General features: G+C 61.8%; 16 protein-coding genes. 11 read left to right on the forward strand and 5 right to left on the reverse strand.

All coding sequences use genetic code 11. The features are described from left to right. Window positions 1-68: 68 nt before the first annotated feature. Together K0V07_RS11635 and K0V07_RS11640 are read right to left on the reverse strand one after the other, a co-directional pair. The gene (locus tag K0V07_RS11635; protein ID WP_220621562.1) at window positions 69-1,004 is read right to left on the reverse strand and encodes an alpha/beta hydrolase; all 936 of its coding nucleotides are present in this window, start codon (window positions 1,002-1,004) and stop codon (window positions 69-71) included. Window positions 1,005-1,121: 117 nt separating this feature from the next. Continuing rightward, window positions 1,122-2,120 carry a hydroxyacid dehydrogenase gene (locus tag K0V07_RS11640; RefSeq protein ID WP_220621563.1) on the reverse strand — a complete coding sequence of 333 codons (999 nt, stop codon included), beginning with the start codon at window positions 2,118-2,120 and terminating at the stop codon, window positions 1,122-1,124. Between the two features lie 194 nt (window positions 2,121-2,314). Between K0V07_RS11640 and K0V07_RS11645 the strand changes: the two genes are divergently transcribed. The 5 genes from K0V07_RS11645 to cobA all read left to right on the forward strand — a co-directional run bounded on the left by K0V07_RS11645 (window position 2,315) and on the right by cobA (window position 6,929). Further along, window positions 2,315-2,740 carry an META domain-containing protein gene (locus K0V07_RS11645; protein ID WP_220621564.1) on the forward strand — a complete coding sequence of 142 codons (426 nt, stop codon included), beginning with the start codon at window positions 2,315-2,317 and terminating at the stop codon, window positions 2,738-2,740. A gap of 124 nt (window positions 2,741-2,864) precedes the next feature. Beyond that, window positions 2,865-3,359 carry an acetolactate synthase small subunit gene (gene ilvN / locus K0V07_RS11650; RefSeq protein WP_220621565.1) on the forward strand — a complete coding sequence of 165 codons (495 nt, stop codon included), beginning with the start codon at window positions 2,865-2,867 and terminating at the stop codon, window positions 3,357-3,359. 87 nt (window positions 3,360-3,446) lie between these two features. Beyond that, complete coding sequence (gene ilvC / locus K0V07_RS11655; RefSeq protein ID WP_220621566.1) at window positions 3,447-4,481, forward strand: ketol-acid reductoisomerase; 1,035 nt, start codon at window positions 3,447-3,449, stop codon at window positions 4,479-4,481. A gap of 61 nt (window positions 4,482-4,542) precedes the next feature. Beyond that, entirely contained in the window at window positions 4,543-5,412 is an 870-nt protein-coding gene (gene hemC / locus K0V07_RS11660) for a hydroxymethylbilane synthase (protein ID WP_220621567.1), read from the forward strand. Beyond that, window positions 5,409-6,929, forward strand: coding sequence for a uroporphyrinogen-III C-methyltransferase (gene cobA / locus K0V07_RS11665; protein WP_220621568.1), 1,521 nt, complete (start codon window positions 5,409-5,411; stop codon window positions 6,927-6,929). The genes hemC and cobA overlap by 4 nt, the downstream gene beginning before the upstream one ends. A 297-nt stretch (window positions 6,930-7,226) precedes the next feature. On the opposite strand, the gene K0V07_RS11670 is transcribed toward cobA, so the two are convergent. The 3 genes from K0V07_RS11670 to K0V07_RS11680 form a co-directional block, all read right to left on the reverse strand. Next, a complete protein-coding gene (locus tag K0V07_RS11670) occupies window positions 7,227-8,675 on the reverse strand; it encodes an NAD(P)(+) transhydrogenase (Re/Si-specific) subunit beta (protein WP_220621569.1) in 1,449 nt (482 codons plus the stop codon). A 34-nt stretch (window positions 8,676-8,709) separates the two neighbouring features. Continuing rightward, a complete protein-coding gene (locus K0V07_RS11675; RefSeq protein WP_220621570.1) occupies window positions 8,710-9,009 on the reverse strand; it encodes an NAD(P) transhydrogenase subunit alpha in 300 nt (99 codons plus the stop codon). Between the two features lie 82 nt (window positions 9,010-9,091). Continuing rightward, window positions 9,092-10,222 carry a Re/Si-specific NAD(P)(+) transhydrogenase subunit alpha gene (locus tag K0V07_RS11680; protein ID WP_220621571.1) on the reverse strand — a complete coding sequence of 377 codons (1,131 nt, stop codon included), beginning with the start codon at window positions 10,220-10,222 and terminating at the stop codon, window positions 9,092-9,094. 138 nt (window positions 10,223-10,360) lie between these two features. On the opposite strand from K0V07_RS11680, the gene K0V07_RS11685 reads away from it, so the two are divergent. The 6 genes from K0V07_RS11685 to K0V07_RS11710 all read left to right on the forward strand — a co-directional run bounded on the left by K0V07_RS11685 (window position 10,361) and on the right by K0V07_RS11710 (window position 16,959). Further along, window positions 10,361-12,997 (forward strand): tetratricopeptide repeat protein, encoded by a 2,637-nt coding sequence (locus K0V07_RS11685; RefSeq protein WP_220621572.1) that lies wholly within the window; start codon window positions 10,361-10,363, stop codon window positions 12,995-12,997. A gap of 67 nt (window positions 12,998-13,064) precedes the next feature. Beyond that, entirely contained in the window at window positions 13,065-13,769 is a 705-nt protein-coding gene (locus K0V07_RS11690) for a MotA/TolQ/ExbB proton channel family protein (protein ID WP_220621573.1), read from the forward strand. Window positions 13,770-13,780: 11 nt separating this feature from the next. Next, window positions 13,781-14,248, forward strand: a complete 468-nt coding sequence (locus K0V07_RS11695; protein ID WP_220621574.1) for a biopolymer transporter ExbD — start codon at window positions 13,781-13,783, stop codon at window positions 14,246-14,248. Next, window positions 14,245-15,006: a hypothetical protein gene (locus K0V07_RS11700; RefSeq protein WP_220621575.1), complete on the forward strand. Its 762-nt coding sequence runs from the start codon at window positions 14,245-14,247 to the stop codon at window positions 15,004-15,006. The genes K0V07_RS11695 and K0V07_RS11700 overlap by 4 nt, the downstream gene beginning before the upstream one ends. Window positions 15,007-15,053: 47 nt before the next feature. Continuing rightward, complete coding sequence (locus tag K0V07_RS11705) at window positions 15,054-16,283, forward strand: ABC transporter permease (RefSeq protein ID WP_220621576.1); 1,230 nt, start codon at window positions 15,054-15,056, stop codon at window positions 16,281-16,283. After that, window positions 16,276-16,959: an ABC transporter ATP-binding protein gene (locus K0V07_RS11710; RefSeq protein WP_220621577.1), complete on the forward strand. Its 684-nt coding sequence runs from the start codon at window positions 16,276-16,278 to the stop codon at window positions 16,957-16,959. Before K0V07_RS11705 ends, K0V07_RS11710 begins: the two co-directional genes overlap by 8 nt. Window positions 16,960-17,057 lie beyond the last annotated feature (98 nt).

A 17,057-nucleotide genomic window follows, 5' to 3' on the forward strand; every position in this document is an offset into this window, starting at 1 on the left:
ACGTTTGAACTCGCTCCGCCCGGACGTCAAGGACGGATAGGTCCGCCGATCCGTTAGCCCGCGTGGCCCTATTGGGCTTTCTGCGGTGTGCCGAGGTACTGCTGCAGGAAGGACAGCACGGTCGGACGCAGGTCAAACTGCTCCGGCTGCAGGTCGAAACTGTGCGGTGCGCCTTCGATCTCGATGTAGACGTAGGGGGTGCCCAGCTTGGCAAGGGCCTGAGCCAGCTCGCGGGAGTACTTCACCGGGATGGTTTTATCGGCAGTGCCGTGGGCGATAAACATCGGGGGCAGGTCCTTGTCGAAGTACGTGTCCGGCGAGGCGGCGTCTGCATGGGCAGTGCGGACTTCGCGAGGGGCACCGCTGAACGGGTTTGTGTGGAACTTGCGGACGTCGTAGATGCCGTAAAAGTTCAGGATGCACGAGATGGCGTTGGACTGGTTGAGATAGAGGCCGTGCTGGTTGATCTCGTCGTCGTTGGCAGTCGCCCCGACCATCATGGAGAGGTGTCCACCGGCAGAGCCACCGGTCACAGCAATCTGTTCGGGGTTGATGCCGTATTCGTCCGCCTTCAGGCGCAGGAAGCGCACGGCGCTCTTGCAGTCATACAGATTCTGGGGCCAGGCCAGGTGCGAGAGCGTCAGCTTTTTTGTCTTGGGGTCGCGTTCGCCGACGTTGAGCTCGTAGTTGATGGAAAACACCGCGTAGCCGTGGGCTGTGAGGTCGTTGGCGATGCTGCGCTCGCGCTTGGCGGCTTTGTCGCCGACGCGCCAGCCACCCCCGTGGATGAGCAGCACGGCCGGGAGCGGGCGCTCGAAGCTCGCCGCCGGCAGGTAGGCGTCCATCTTCTCTTTGCGGTCTGCACCGAGGTAGTCGATGTCTTTGATGACGGTGACTTCATCAGAGCTCAGGGCGACAGTTGAGCTTTGCATAAATGCGTTCAGCGGTTGAACAAGGCTCAGGGCACAGAGGCCGAGCAGGAGGGGAGCGATACGGCTTTTCATGGAAAGGTATGACACTATTGGCCGGCAAGGGTTCTGCCAACACTTAAACCCGTCGCCGGTAGTGCCCGGCGACGGAAACAGGTTATGAGACAAGTGGGTGGGTTCGCGCGCTGGCCCCTAGGCCATGCGGACGATGTTCTGCGCAGTCACCGGCACGACGGGTTTTTCCCCGGCGATAAAGCGGCGGCATTCCTCCACGGCCATGTCGCCGAGGCGGTGGCATTCGCGGCCCATGGAGCCGGCGATGTGCGGAGTCAGGAAGACATTGGGCATCTTCAGCAAAGGCGTGGTGCAGTACTGGCTCTCGTCGGTGATGACGTCGATGACGGCGAACAGGTCGGGCCGCTTTTCCAGCACGCGGATCATGGCAGCCTCATCGACGATGGCCCCGCGTGAGGTGTTCACAAAGGTCGCGTTCTGCGGCATCATCTCAAGCAGTTCGCCCGTGATCATGTTCAGAGTCTCGGGGAGCTTGGGGGCATGCAGGGAAACCACGTCACACTCGGCAAAGATGGACTCCAGGCTCGGCGCCCGGCGCACGGAGAGCTCTTCAAAGACCGAGTCGCTGGCAAAGGGGTCGTAGGCGACGACGTCCAGCGAGAAGGCCGACAGCCGCTGGCACACGAGGCGGCCAATAGCCCCCAGCGAGATGATACCAACGCGTGAGCCGCTGTAGACACCGGGGGGCGACCACGGGCCGCGCTTGCCGCTGAGCAGTTCCTCGCGCGCGCTCCAGGCGCGCTTCAGAGAAAAGATGACACTGGCCACGGTGAACTCGGCCACCGGCACGGCATTACCCGTGTATGCGCTGGTCAGCAGGATGTCGCGCTCCCAGAAGGCATCCGTCACGAGGTAGCGGACGCTGCCGGCACCGTAGAAGAAGCCCTTAAGGGAGGGGAGTGCCTCCAGGATCTTCTCATCCATGACGGGGGAGCCCCAGCCAGAGAAAATGATCTCAACGTCCCGGAAGTCCTCGGGGTTGGCCAGAATGTCTTCACCCTCGTAGACTTTTCCGTCGTTTTCGGTCAGACGGGCGATCTCGGTCATGGCCGACTCGCTGTAAATAGTCCCGCAGAGGGGCTTCTTAAGAAGAAAAATGGATCTGGGCTTATTCATCAATGGTGCTTGGATTTATCAAGGGTACAGCCTGGTGTAAAGTCCGTTGATATTGAATAGTTCACTCGCGCAGGTGAATTACAGCACTTGCGGGGCCTAAATGCGTTTTAGCCAGGGCTTTTTACGTTTTCAAATGTATGAATCCACTTTAGTGTATACATATGAAAATTCCCGTTCTTCTCAGTCTCGTTTTTTTGACATCTCTCCCGCTTACCCTCTCCGCCCTGCCCGCCAGTAAAAGCCACTCCGGGCGCATCGTGGTAAAGGCCAGCCGTATCGAGGGGGACTGGGTCTCGACGAATCTCTCCGGTGACGCCATCTGGCTGGTGGTTAAAACCGTCGGTGTGACCTTTAAGAAGGACGGGACTTTCTCCGCGACGGCGCAGCTGCATGGCGGCGGGACGGACACCTTTAGTGGGCCTTATCATATGGATAGCGGTAAAATCCGGCTCGAGCCTGCGACTGAGGGGACGTTTATCTGCACCTATTCGATTAAGCAGGGCACACTCACGCTCTATAATGCTCAGCATGGCATCACCGGGACGTTCCAGCGCGGTCAGCTCTCCACGCAGTCCCAGCCCTCAGAGGGGAGTCGGGGTATGCCCGGGATGGGCTTTTAACGCCTAAGGGCTTTGATTCTTCGCTGCGCAGAGCCGGTCTGATTTCATCGTTTTTCGCCCGGTGAAAAGGGGCGGATTTTTTGCTTTCTCCCGCGCGCGAACTGTGCCAATGTCTTTAGTTTTTATGCGCCACACGATCTCAGCATTGGTTGAAAACAAGTTCGGCGTGCTCGCCCGAGTGGCGGGCATGTTCAGCGGACGTGGCTTCAACATCGACACGCTTAACGTCGGCCCGACCCATGATCCTCTTCTCTCTCGCATTACCATCACCGTAGTCGCCGAGGCAGAGGGGACGCTGGATCAGGCCATTAAGCAGCTGGATAAGCTGGTTAATGTCATCCAGGTCACGCACTTCAGCGAGCGCACCTCGTTTGTGGCGCGCGAGCTGGTCATGGTCAAGATCGAGGCCGACAGCAAGAAGCGCTCGGAAATCGTCGAAATCGTCGATATCTTCCGCGCCAAGATCGTAGACGTGTCCACGGATTCGATCATCATCGAGTGTACCGGCAACGAAAACAAGATCCGCGCCTTCCTCGAGCTGATCACACCCTTCGGTATTAGCGAAATGGCCCGCACCGGTAACGTCGCCCTTTCTCGCGGCTACCGCGCCGAGCGCTAATCCTTCCTTTTCCGGTTCGGCTGCTATGGCCGTGCCGATTCACCTGTTCATTCACCTTTTAACCCAACAAGAAACCCAATCAACACCATGCCCGCCAAGGTCTATACGGACAAAGACGCGGACCTGAAGGTCCTCAAAGGAAAAACGCTGGCCGTCATCGGATACGGCTCACAGGGGCACGCCCACGCCCTCAACCTGAAGGATAGTGGCTGCAAGGTCATTATCGGCCTGTATCCCAAGAGCAAATCTGTCGCAGTCGCCAAGAAGCAGGGCTTCGAAGTCTTCGACACCGCCGAAGCCGTCAAGCGCGCCGACGTTATCATGCTCTCCATCCCGGACATGGTGCAGCCCGAAGTCTACGAAAAGGACGTCCTGCCCAATCTCACGAAGGGCAAGACTCTCGTATTCTGTCACGGCCTGTGCGTCCACTTCGGCCTGATCGAGCCGCCCAAGGGCGTTGACACCATCATGGTGGCCCCGAAGGGCCCCGGCCACGTCGTGCGCTCGCAGTACGTCGAGGGTAAGGGCGTTCCCGCGCTGATCGCCGTCCTCAAGGGCTCCTCCAAGGGCGCCAAGGATGTTGCTCTGGCCTGGGCCAAGGGCGTTGGCGGTACCCGCGCCGGTGTCATCCAGACTACCTTTAAGGAAGAAACCGAGACCGACCTCTTCGGTGAGCAGGCCGTGCTTTGCGGCGGTTGCTCCGCCCTGATCCAGGCTGGTTTCGAAACCCTCGTCGAGGCTGGCTACCAGCCCGAGATGGCTTACTTCGAGTGCTTGCACGAAATGAAGCTGATCGTCGACCTCATGGTCGAGTCCGGCATCAGCGGCATGCGTTTCTCGATCTCCGAGACTGCCGAGTACGGCGACGTCACCCGCGGCCCGCGCGTGATCAACGACAAGTCCAAGAAGGCCATGCAGGCCATCCTCAAGGAGATCCAGGACGGCAAGTTCACCCGCCAGTGGGTCAAGGAGTACAAGGACGGCTATCCGAAGTTCAACGAACTGCGTAAGCAGGGCGCTGATCATCAGATCGAAAAGGTCGGCAAGCGCCTGCGCTCGCTGATGCCGTGGGTCCCGAAGAAAGACATCAAGGGCGCCCAGGCTTCTTATACTTCCAAGTAACACCCAAGGGTTTACACACTTGTGTTTGATGCGGGCAGGGTAATACCTGCCCGCTTGTGTTATGACATCGCAATCGCTCAGGCTTGCTACCCGTGGCAGCCCCTTGGCTATGCGCCAGACCGAGTTGACGCTGGAGTGGCTCCGCGAACATCTGCCGGAGACGGAGTTCTCCGTGCACGAGATGGTCACCACCGGCGACAAGCAGAAGCAGTGGTCGCTCGAACAGCGCGGCGGCGAAGGTCTCTTCGTCAAAGAGCTGGAGGAGGCCCTGCGCTCTGGTCAGGCCGATGTGGCCGTGCACAGCGCCAAGGATCTGCCCGCCGTCCAGCCGGATGATCTGGAGATCGCCGGTTATCTGCCGCGTGCGGAGGTCAACGACGTGCTCGTGGTCCGTGAGGACATCGCCACGCCGTGCTTTATCGCCACCAGCAGCCCGCGACGCCGGGCCCAGCTCAAGGCGCTGTACCCGTGCGCGGTCTGGTCCGAGATCCGCGGTAACGTCGAGACGCGCCTGAAGAAGGTCGCCAACGGCAAAGTGGATGCGACCATCCTGGCGGCTGCCGGGCTTCGCCGTCTGGGCCACTTCGAGTGGCCGGGGTTGGCCTTCCGGCCCTTCAGCCCCGCTCAGGTTATCCCTGCCGCCGGGCAGGGCGCTATCGCCCTGCAAGTCCGCAAGGGTGAGGGCGAGGCTCTCCGCGCCGTGCTCGACGAAGAGACGGGCTATGCGGTGGAAACCGAAAAGGCCGTGCTCGCGGGCATGGGAGGCGGTTGCCATACCTCGATCGGCGTGTATTGTTATAACCGCAATGTATCGGTTTACTATGAGCCGATCGGTACGCGCCACTACCAGATGCGTGGTAATGGCGACGCACGCGAACGCGTGGTGGCCGAGATCGTCAAGGATCTGGGCCTGAGTGAGGATTCCGAATGAGCGAAGGAAAAGTATTTCTGGTGGGAGCCGGTCCGGGCGATCCGGGCTTGGTCACCGTGCGTGCCCGCGAGTTGATCGAGACCTGCGACGTGCTCGTCTACGACTATCTGGCCAATGCCGAACTGCAGAGCTGGGTCAAAGCCGACTGCGAGCTCGTCTACGTGGGCAAGCGTCCTGGCCGTCATTCGATCCCGCAGGACAAGATCGAGGACATCCTCGTCAAGCACGCCAACGAAGGTAAGCAGGTCGTTCGCCTCAAAGGCGGCGATCCCTTTGTCTTCGGGCGCGGAGGCGAGGAAGCCTGCCGCCTGCACGCCGATGGAATCGAGTTCGAGATCGTGCCCGCCGTCACCGCTGCGCTTGGCGCGGCTGCCTGCGCAGGCATTCCGCTCACACACCGTGAGCACAGCTCATCCGTGTGTTTCCTCACCGGCCACGAGGACATGGAGCGTGGCAACATGCACGTGGACTTTGCCAAGGCTGCCCAGCTCGGCGGCACACTTTGCATTTATATGGGGATGGGCCACATCTCCGAAATCACCGACAAGCTGATCGCGGGCGGACTGCCGCCGGAGACGCCGGTTGCCGTGATCGAGTGGGCCACGCTACCGCGTCAGCGCAGCCTGTGCGCCACGCTCGCCACCGTGGCCGAGGCCAAGAAAAAAGCCGGGCTGAAGCCCCCCGCCATCGTCATCGTCGGCGAGGTCGCCCGCTACTATGGCGAGCTGAACTGGTTTGAACGTCGCCCGCTCTCCGGTAAGCGCATCGCCATCACCCGCTCGCGTGAGCAGGCCGGTGAACTGCGTGGCAAGCTCGAAGCCCTCGGGGCCGAGGTGCTTTCGCTGCCCTTGATCAAGATCACCGAGGCTGAGTCGCACGAGACCGTGGATGTCTTTGACGGCATGGCGCACTACGACTGGGTGGTCTTCACCAGCCCCAACGGCGCGCGCTTCTTCTTCAAAAAGTTTTTCGAAAAGTTCGCCGACCTGCGCAGCATCGGCGGTGTGCGTATCGCCTGTATCGGCGAGTCCACCGCCCGCGAGGTCAAGAGCCAGCACCTGGCCGTGGATGTCATCCCCGAGACCGCCGTGGCTGAGAGCCTGGCCGAGGCACTCCTGACCGAGCAGAGCCTCGACAGCGTGAACATGCTCGTGGTCACGGGTAACCGTAACCGCGATGTGCTCATCAAGCGTCTCGAAGAGGAGGGCCACGCCATCGTCGATGTGCTGCCCGTTTACACAAACGAGCCCAGCGACATGAGCGAGGAGCCCGATGCGGAGTCCTTCCGCCAGCGTGGAGCCGACGCCATCACCTTTACCAGCGCCAGCACGGTGGAGAACTTCGTGGCCCAGAGCGGCCAGCTCCAGCTCGCCAAGGGCGCAACCCGCCCCAAGGCCATCAGCATCGGCCCGATCACCAGCGCCGCCATGAAGGAAAAGGGCGTGCCCATCGACGCCGAGGCCAAAGAATCCTCCATCGACGCACTCGTCGCAGCTATCGTCAAGAAGCTGGTTTAGGGTGCGTGACCGCACAGGACATTGAGGGGCTCGGCCCCTACGGCACTGTGTGCCTACCCCCTATCATTGCTCACTTACCGTAATCGCTGAGCAAAGCATCCAAACGGAAGCACCACCCCGGTAAGCCTTCGCACCTCATTTAGCAGAAGCAATCGTCTCTGTTGCTGGGGCTCCACGTCAGGAGATACCTCAATAACGATTAAGGGCTTGTGCATCGCACAAGCCCTTAATCGAAAGTGCAGGCTCCGCCTGCTGCGGGTCTGGGCTGCATAAGCCCAGAAAGAAAAAACGCTCCGCTTAGCTGTCCTTGAACTGGGTGACCAGCTCGGTGATGGAGGCCTTGGCGTCGCCGTAGAGCATACGGGCGTTGGGGCGCAGGAAGAGGACGTTCTCGAGGCCGGAGAACCCGGCACCCTTGCCGCGTTTGAGACAGAAAACGGTCTGCGCCTCGTGGGCGTTGATGATCGGCATGCCGTAGATCGGGCTGCTCGGGTCTTCAGCGGCGGCGGGGTTAACGACGTCGTTGGCGCCGATGACGATGGCCACGTCCACGGTGCTCATGGTCGGGTTGACGTCGTCCATTTCGACGAGTTGCTCGTAGGGCACGTCGGCCTCGGCCAGGAGCACGTTCATGTGACCGGGCATACGACCGGCGACCGGGTGGATGGCGAAGCGGACTTCTGCGCCGTTGGCTTCGAGCAGCTCACCCAGCTCCTTGACGGCGTGCTGAGCCTGCGCGACGGCCATCCCGTAGCCGGGGATGAAGACCACGTTGCGGGCGGCTTCGAGGACGTAGTAGGCGTCGTCGGCACTGATCGGCTTGAGCTCGCCCTCGGCCTTGCCGGAGGCAGCCTGGACGGTCGCACCGAAGCCCGAGAAGAGCACGTTGCTCAGAGTGCGGTTCATGGCCTTACACATGATCACGGTCAGGATGAGGCCGGAGGCACCGACCAGACAGCCCGCCACGATGAGCACGTTGTTGACGATGACGAAACCAGCCGCACTGGCAGCGAGGCCGGAGCAGCTGTTCAGCAGTGAAATAACAACCGGCATGTCGCCGCCACCGATGGGCATGACAGCGAGGATACCCAGGGCCAGCGAAAGCACGATCAGCAGGATGACCATGGTCGTGGCCAGGCCACCGGAGGGATACATGGCAAAGATGATCGTGCAGAGAACGATCAGGCCGGCGATGACGGCGTTGACCGCCTTTTGCCCGTTAAAGAGGGTGGGGCGGCCGGAGAGCTTACCCGAGAGCTTGCCCCAGGCATAGACGCTACCGGTAAAGGTGATGCCACCGATGAGGATAGCCAGCGCGGTCACAGCGGCAGTGAAGCCGCTCATCCCGAGCGTGACTTCCACCCCGGCGCTTTCACCGACCTGCTCGACGAAGTCCGCGGCCTGCGTGCCGGCGGATACGCGGGCATACTCGGCCCAGCCGACGAGGAGACTAGCCAGACCGCCGAAGCCGTTGAACAGAGCGACCAGCTCCGGCATGGAGGTCATCTTGACGATCTTGGCCGCGATGACGCCGATCAGGGCGCCGATGATGAGGCCAGCGATGATGAGCTGGTAGCTGATGAGGTGGCGGTCAAAGAGAGTGACCACCACGGCGATGAGCATACCCAGAGCCGAGAGGCGGTTGCCCTTGCGGGCGGTCGTGGCCGACCCGAGCATTTTAATGCCGAAAATAAAGATAACCGACGCCGCAATGTAGGCGAGGTTGATGAGCATTTGAGTGTCCATGGTGCGCGTGCGCTAAAAAGTTGGTGCCGGTGGGTTAGTCTGCCTTGGGCTTGGAGGCGTCTTTCTTTTTGAACATGCCGAGCATGCGGTCGGTGACGAGATAGCCGCCCACTACGTTAACCGCGGCCAGGACCACGGCGGCAAAGCCGAGCCAGGCAGAGAGCGTGCCGGTCGTTTCGCCAGCGGCGATGAGCGCGCCGACGATCGTGATGCCGGAGATAGCGTTGGAGCCGGACATCAGCGGCGTGTGTAGCTGCGAGGGCACCTTGCTGATCAGCTCGAAGCCGAGGAAGGCCGCCAGCACGAAGATGAATACGAGAAGAACCAGTACCATGGTGACGATTTTTAAAAGTTGGTGATGTTGTAAGGAATGTTAGGCGTAGCCGTGTCTGTATCGGATAGTGGATACTGTAGGCTCAGGCCTTGAAGCGCTCGTGGATGATCTGCCCGTCGCGGGTGAGCAGGCAGCCCTTGAGGATTTCGTCATCGAGCTTGTACTGGAAGTCGCCGGCCTCGGTGTCCCAGAAGTGCTCGATGAAGTTGTAGAAATTAGAGGCGAGCATCTGGCTGGCCGGCTGTGCGAAGTAGCCCTCGATGTTCTCGTGGCCGATGATGCGCACACCGTTCTCGGTGATGACTTCCTCGCCCAGCTTGGAGCCGTCGACGTTACCGCCGGTCTCGACCGCGAGGTCCACCACGATGCTGCCGTGCTTCATCTGCGCGAGCATGTCGGCGGTGACGATCTTCGGGGCGGGGCGGCCAAAGAGCTTGGCAGTGGTGATGACGACGTCGGCCTGGGCGCAGGCCTTGGCCATGCCCTGGCGCTGCTTTTCGAGCTGCTCAGGGGTGAGTTCCTTGGCGTAGCCCTGATCGGTCTGACCGGTATCGCCGAGGTCCACTTTGACAAATTTGGCACCGAGGGATTTTACCTGCTCCTCGACCACCGGGCGTGTGTCAAAGGCTTCGACACGGGCACCGAGGCGCTTGGCGGTAGCGATGGCCTGAAGCCCGGCTACGCCGACACCGATGATAAAGAAGCGGGCGGGCGAGAGCGTGCCAGCCGGGGTCATCATCATGGGGAGGATCTTGCTCTGTCGGTCGGAGGCCATGATCACGGCGGCATAGCCGGCGAGGTTGGCCTGCGAGGAGAGGGCGTCCATCTTTTGCGCCAGGGTGGTGCGCGGGATCATTTCCAGGCTGACGGCACTGACCTTGGCCTCAGCGAGCTTGTTCAGCAGATCCTTTTCATTAAAGGGGTCCAGAAAGCTGATATGCAGCGCACCGGGCTTGAGCTTGGGCAGCTCGGCCGCATCGGGCTTGCGCACACGCAGGACGATGTCAGCGGCGCTCAGAGCGGCATCGCGGTCGGTCACGACCTCGGCACCGGCTTCGGTGTAGAGGGCGTCAGGCAGGTCGGCGCGGACGCCCAGCCCAGACTCGACCTGGACTTTCAGGCCCAGGGCGACCAGTTTCTTAACGAGGTCGGGAATGAGTGCAGCCCGGGTTTCCCGGGGGTCGGTTTCACGTACGGCGAAGACGGTCTTCATGATGCAAAGCTTATGACTTTTGTGTCTGGTAGAAGCATTGGCAATGTTAAATCCCCTGCAAATTCCCCGTCTCATTGATGAAAACTCTCCCTGTGCAGGCTTGCCAGCGGGTGGGGCATCTGAATTAGAGTATGGGCTGTGCTAGAGGCTTTTTACTGGAAATGGCGACAGGACTTTCGCCGGGGCTTGTGTTGGCTGGTGCTGCCGTTGGCGGCGGCCAGCCTGTGGGGGCAGACGGCGGTGACCGTCCCGCTGCTGACAGAGGAGACTCCGCAGGTCGTCAGCCCGGCCACTGCGCACCTCATCGCGACCGGTGATGACGCCCTGCGTGCGGGCCTACCGACGCTGGCCGAACGCTTCTACCTGCGCGCTCTTTCGGATAATTCCCTGCGCGAGGCCCTGCGCCTGGAGTTGAACTACAAGCTCGCGGTCGCCCTGATCAGCCAGCGTAAGCTGGTGGCGGCGCGGCGCCTGCTGGATGCCCTGCCGGATAGCGATGACCCCCGCGAAGACCTCAGCCGGGCCCTGCTGGCCTACTACGGGGGCGATCAGGCATCGGTTAAAGCCGATCTCGACAAGATCAACCCCAACGAGCTTCCCCCTGAGTTCGTGCCCTGGTACTACCTGCTGCAGGGCCTTTGGGAGCGCTCACAGGGCACACTGGTCGAGGCTGAGTCTTACTTTAAACAGGCCCTGGCCAAGGCCGTTACCGCCACTCAGCGGGCAGACTTTGAGGCGGAGATTTTCCGCAGCCAAATTATTGCTGGTGAGGCCGATGAGGAGACCGCCAAGCTGTTGCAGAAAAAGGTCGAGGAAAACCGCGGTGCGCGTGTGGGCTTCGGCTTTGCCCGGCAGTACGCCATCGTGCTCGACCTGCTTGGGCGTAAGACTCAGGCCATCGAGGTGCTTCAGGACCAGCTAAAGCTCCTGACCGAGCAGGAAAAGCCCGAGCAGACCGAAATCCTCCTGCTCATTGCCCTGATTTCCGGGGAAAACACCCAGCGCGGCCAGCTCGCTCTGGAGGAGATCCTGCGCACTGCCGCTGACAAGGAGGCCTCCGCCATCGCCCTGAGCCTGCTCAGTCGCTCCGATCTGGCCGAGACGAACCCGGCTGAGTTCAAACAGTTACTGGACGAACTGCTGACCCAGCCGAACCACCCGCTCAATGACGAGCTGCTGCTGCTACGCGCCCGTTTCATGCTTCGCAAGGCGAATCCGGACCCCGATCTGGCCGTGCGGGATGCCGAGGCGCTGATCGAGCGTTATCCCGGATCGCCTCTGCGCATCGATGCCACCCGCCTGCTCGCCTTTCAGGCCTGGAACGCAGAGCCCCCGCGCTATCGCATGGCGGCGGACTACCTGAACCAGATCCGCGAGGCCCTGCCGCCGGGGCGCGAGCACCGCTACTACGGGCGGCTCGTGGCGGACAGTTTCTTTCTCAATGGCGACTATCAGGCTGCGGCTGAAGTTTATGAGGCCGTCCTGAATGAAGAGCCGGACACCACCGAGCGCGGCGAGCTGCTCCTGCAACTGGTCGAGTCCCTCATCCGTGAGAAGCACTACGACGAGGCCGGTCAAGTGCTGGATCAGTCCTTTGCCGCTGCCAGTGCCAGCACGGAGCGCCGCTGGGAGGCGGAGTGGAGTCTTGCCTCCTCGATGACGCGGTCTGGTGAGGCCGAGGCGGCGCTGGACCGCCTGCGCCGCATCCTGAGCCTGCCCCAGAGTAGCACGATGCCCGCTGCTCTGCGCCTGCGTCTACTCTGGCTTGAGATCAAGCTCGCCAGTGACTTAAACCAGTACGAGTCGGTCCCGGCCATGACGGATACCCTGTTGGCTGATGTCGGCGCCACGCCGGACGATCAGGTGCCCATGGCCGACCGGGAGTTGATCGCCGCCAATGCGCTTTTCCTGCGGGGGAGGGCGCTGTTGCGCCTGGGCCGGAATGATCAGGCGTTCGCTACCTTTGCCAGCCTGCGTGAGAAATTCCCCACCAGCGATGCCGCTGTGCTCTCTTACCTGGAAGAAGCCCGCTATCTGGTCGCTCAGGGGATTTATAATGAAGCCCAGTTGAGCTATCGTAAAATCGCTGACGACTACCCGAGCTCGCCGCAGGCCGCTATCGCCCTGTACGAAGGCGCGATGGCCGCCGAAGCCCAGGGACAGCCCCGCAATCTGACCGAGGCGCTCAAGTACCTGGAGGAGCTGGCGGTGGAGTACCCGAATCACGATCTGGTCTTTTCCGCACGCATCCGCCAGGGGGATATCCTGCGCAAGCTCGACGAGTTCAGCCTCGCGCAGCAGACCTACGAAAACCTGATCCAGCAGTTCAGCGGCAGACGCTCGGATGTCTATCTGGCCGAGCTTTACCGTGCGAATACGCTCATGGCTCAGGCTGGCGGGGACCCGCAGCGCCTGATCGCCGTTGCCGCGGATCTGGAAAACCTTTTCGACCGGCCGGACGCGCCTCTGGACTTCCGCCTGGAGGCGGGCTTTGCCTGGGCACACTGCTTGCGACAGGCCGGAAACAATAATCTCGCGCAGGATGCCCTGTGGCAGGTCGTCACTCTGGCCGCGCCTGACGGTGAGGTGGACGAGAGCCTGACCCCGACCGGCCGCATCTGGCTGTCCAAGTCCCTCCTGCGACTGGCCGATATGCTCGCCGCCGAGGGTAAGCCCCGCGAATCCGCCCGCGTGCTGGAGATCATCGTCCGTAACCAGTTACCGGGCTGGCATCTGGCCCGCTCGCGACTGGGCCGGGAGGTATCCACGAACTGAACCGCCTGCGGTTGTGTTCTAGGCTTTACCGGACGGCAGCCACTCTTTTAACTGCTTTTTTCCACCCATGGGCATCTTTGACTTTTCCCTTATCGAGCGCGGCGGTCCCCTCATGTGGCCGCTGCTCGTGCTGAGCCTGATCGGGTTCATCTTTTTCGTCGAGCGCACTCTGTACCTGCACAAAGGGCAGATTCGCACCAACACCTTTGTCGACGGGATCAAGAACCTCGTACGCAAGCGCCGCCTGCTGGAGGCACTCACCGTGTGTGAGGAGACCCCCGGCCCCGTCGCCAGCGTGGTCAAGGCCGCGCTCCTCAATCACGACAAATCCGAGGAGAAAATGCGCGGGGCCATCCGTGATGCCGCCCTGGTCGAGATCCCCTCGCTGGAGCGCCGCGTCGGCACGATTGCCGCCATCGCCAAGGTCTCCCCGCTGCTGGGCCTGCTGGGCACAGTGGTCGCTCTGCTCAACGCCTTTGTCCAGATGCAGCTCAAGGGCCCTTACGCCAATGCCTCGACCTTTTCCGGGGATGTGGCTCAGGCCCTGATCACCACCGCCACCGGGCTGGCAATCGCCATCATGGCCTACCTCGCTCACCATTTCCTCCATGGCCGGGTGCGCGCGCTGGTTCATGACATGGAGTGGGTCGGTAACGATATTATCCAGTTTATGCACCGGGATGTCCCCGAGGACGACGAGGATGAGGACGATCAACCTGCCGCCGAAAAGACCGCATCCGCGGAGCAAACCGCTCCCGAGAAGAACGCCTGAGCTTTGTACCCATGTCGCTGACCCGTCCGCTCGAACTCGAACGCCACCTGTCCTCGCCCGGTAAACGCCTGGACGTGGCACCGCTGTTCGATGTGCTGCTGATTTGCCTCATGCTCATGCTGCTGGGCTCGCGCTTTGTGGCTGCTCCCGGCGAGACGATTGCGCTGCCCGTGGTTCAGAACTCGGCCCCGGCCGGAGTTGCGACCCTCGCAGTCCTGACCTACAAGAGCGACGAGATGATGATTCTCGATGGCCGCGTGGTCACCCTGGAGGGCTGGAAGCGCCTGATCGAGCGGGGTGAAAGCCCCGGTGAGGGCGTCCTGCTGGTAAAGGCCGACGCGGAGCTGCCCCTGCAAACCCTTTTGAGCCTGGCCGATCTGGCGCGTGAGGCTGGCTATACGGCCCTGCAGATTGCCGCTAACTCGGAGCAGCCGACAGCTAGAGCGCAGGGAGGAATCGAGGGACTCAGTCAGCCATGACGTCCCAGCGCAGCTACTTGTTTCGCCTTCAGCGCTGGTGGCATTCCCCGGTGGCGCGCCTGGCCTGTGTGCTGGGGGTAGGGGTGCACCTGGCGGGCTTTTTGCTCTTTCGGGTGACGGCCCGGCCCGTCAGCGCAGAGGAGATTCCGCAGCCGTTTATCGTTTGGAATGGTCCCGACCATGGCGTGCAGAGCGAGATCCGCCGTGAGCAGTCGCTGCTGCTCGACTCCGAGGCGCTCTTTTTGCCGACTACGCTTAACGCCCGTGGAGTTCAGGGAACACAGCGCGTGCTCTCTCCCGGCGCAGCCTTACTGGAGATGGATACGCCGCTGCCGCTGGTGATGAATCTATCCTGGGGAGGGCAGGGCGATGGCAGCCAGGGTCCGCTTAATTTTAACGACCTGCTGACGCGCTATGCGCGCGATTCCTTTACGACCTACGGGCAGACTGCTCCGCCCCCGCCGCCTCTGGTGACGAAGCCGGATGCTTATCTGGTCGAGGTGCGGGATGCCAGCACGGGTCGTCTGGTGGGGGAGTTTCCGCTTGATCCGGGTGAGGCCGTGCTGCCCAGCCCCGGCGAGCTCGAAGCCCTGGAGTTTATGCTCTACCGCTCGGCAGCGGGTAATGTCGGCTCACTCTTGCCCTTGAGCCAGGCCTCTGCCGGTGAGACGGGCCGCGCCTGGGCCCGCCTGATCGAAAGTGCAGGCTGGGAGCTGGAGCTGCCGCAGGGCTACTATCGCCTCGTCGTTAGCCCCTGAACGTCCCGTACCGTTGACAACCTTTGACCTAAACCTTTCCTGAATTCATGCCCTGGTACCTGTATCTCGCGCTCAAGCAGCTTTTCCCTTCGGGGCGGCTGGTGTCGCTTTTCTGCGTCGTCTCGGTGACGGGCGTCACCCTCGGGGTGATGGTGCTGCTCATCGTCCAGAGCGTGATGAACGGCTTTGGTAAGGAAATCCGCGACAAGCTGGCCGATACCGGCGGCCATGTGCGCGTGTACGGCGGCGGCATTATTTATCAGACCTGGCCGCTGGTCGAGATGGCCGAGCAGATTGACGGGGTCGAGGCTGTCTCGCCCTATGCCGAGGGCATGTGCATGATGATGTTTCGCAACCGCCCGGCCTTCCCCTACGTGATGGGGGTGGACGTGCTGGAGGACGAGCAGATCATCCCCTTTGATCGCTACCTGCGCAGTGGCTCGATTGACGACCTCGACGATGAGACGGTCTTCCTCGGCGCCGGGCTCGCGGCCTCCATTGGTGCCTATCCGGGCTCGACTGTGGAGCTGTATTCGCCGCTCATGCTCGACAAGCTCAAAAACGACGAGGTCCTGCTGCCCCGCGAGCTGACCGTGGCGGGTGTCTTCGAGACCGGCTACAACAAGATCGACGGCAACACCATGATCGTGACGCTGCGGCTGATGCAGGAGCTCTACGGTCTGGGTAACGGCGCGCACGGCGTCTCCCTGCGTCTGGCGGACCGCAATCAGGCTGCCGCGGTCGCCAAGCAGCTCAACGACCAGCTCGAACCTCCCTATCGGGCGGTGACGTGGCTGGAGCAGAATCAGGACATCCTCTTCGTCCTCAATCTGGAGAAGACGGTCATGTCGTTCATCATCCTTTTCATCATCCTCGTGGCGGCCTTTTCCATCGCCAGCTCGCTCTTTACTGCGGTGGTCCGCAAGACCCGCGAGATTGGCCTGATCGGTGCCATGGGGGGGCGCTCGCTGCAGATGGCCTTCGTCTTCTGCTTCCAGGGCTTTCTGGTCGGTGCCGTCGGCTCGGTGCTCGGGGTGGGGCTGGCACTGCTGATCCTCTACTACCGCGCGCAAATCGTCGATGCCCTGACCCGTGTGACCAACAGCTCCGACATGATGCTGAATTTTTACCAGTTCCGCGTGCTGCCCGTCCACTACGAGGCGAAAGACTTCATCCTGATCGTATCCTTTGCCATCGTCGTCTCTACACTGGCCGGGCTGCTGCCCGCCTGGCGAGCCGCCCGCCTCAAACCCGCTGATGCCCTCCGCAATGAGTAGCGAACCCGTTCTCCAGACCGTCGGATTAACCAAAGTTTTTACCGGCCCCGACAGCCGGATCGAAGTGCTCTCCGGGGTGGACCTGTCTGTGCATGCCGGGGAGAGCGTGAGCATCCGTGGTGAGTCCGGCGCGGGTAAGACCACGCTGCTCTACATCCTCTCTACACTGGAGCTGCCCGACGCGGGAGCTATTCACTGGAGCGGCGAAAACGTCCTGAAGAAGTCCGCCGACTGGCGGGCACTGCGCCGCACGACCTTTATGGGGCTGGTCTTCCAGTCCTACTATCTGATCCCGGAGATGAATGCTCTGGAAAACGTGCTCATGGCGGCCCGCCTTGCCGGTAAGCTCGACGCCGCCAAGCGCGAACGTGCCCGTGATCTGCTCGCGCAGGTGGGGCTCTCAGAGCGCCTACGCCACATGCCCGGCCAGCTCTCTGGAGGGGAACGCCAGCGCGTGGCCTTGGCCCGCGCCCTCCTGAACAAGCCCGCGCTCGTCCTCGCGGACGAACCCACCGGCAACCTCGACGAGCACACCGGCGCCGAGGTGATGGATATTTTTATGAAAATGTGCGCCGAGGAGCAGGTCGCGCTTTGCCTGGTCACCCACAATCCGGAGTTCGCCTCCCGCACCCAGCGCCGCCTCTTCATGCGCGGCGGTGTGCTGGAGGAGCTGTAGGCAGGTCCTTGTCCTGTACCGGTGGGAGAGCTTTCGCTTTTCTTCTTTGTGTCCTTTGCGCTCTTTGCGGTTAATCTCATTTTTCCGTTTCCCCGGCG

The organism is Ruficoccus sp. ZRK36 (assembly GCF_019603315.1).
In the GTDB taxonomy this organism is placed as follows: domain Bacteria; phylum Verrucomicrobiota; class Verrucomicrobiia; order Opitutales; family Cerasicoccaceae; genus Ruficoccus.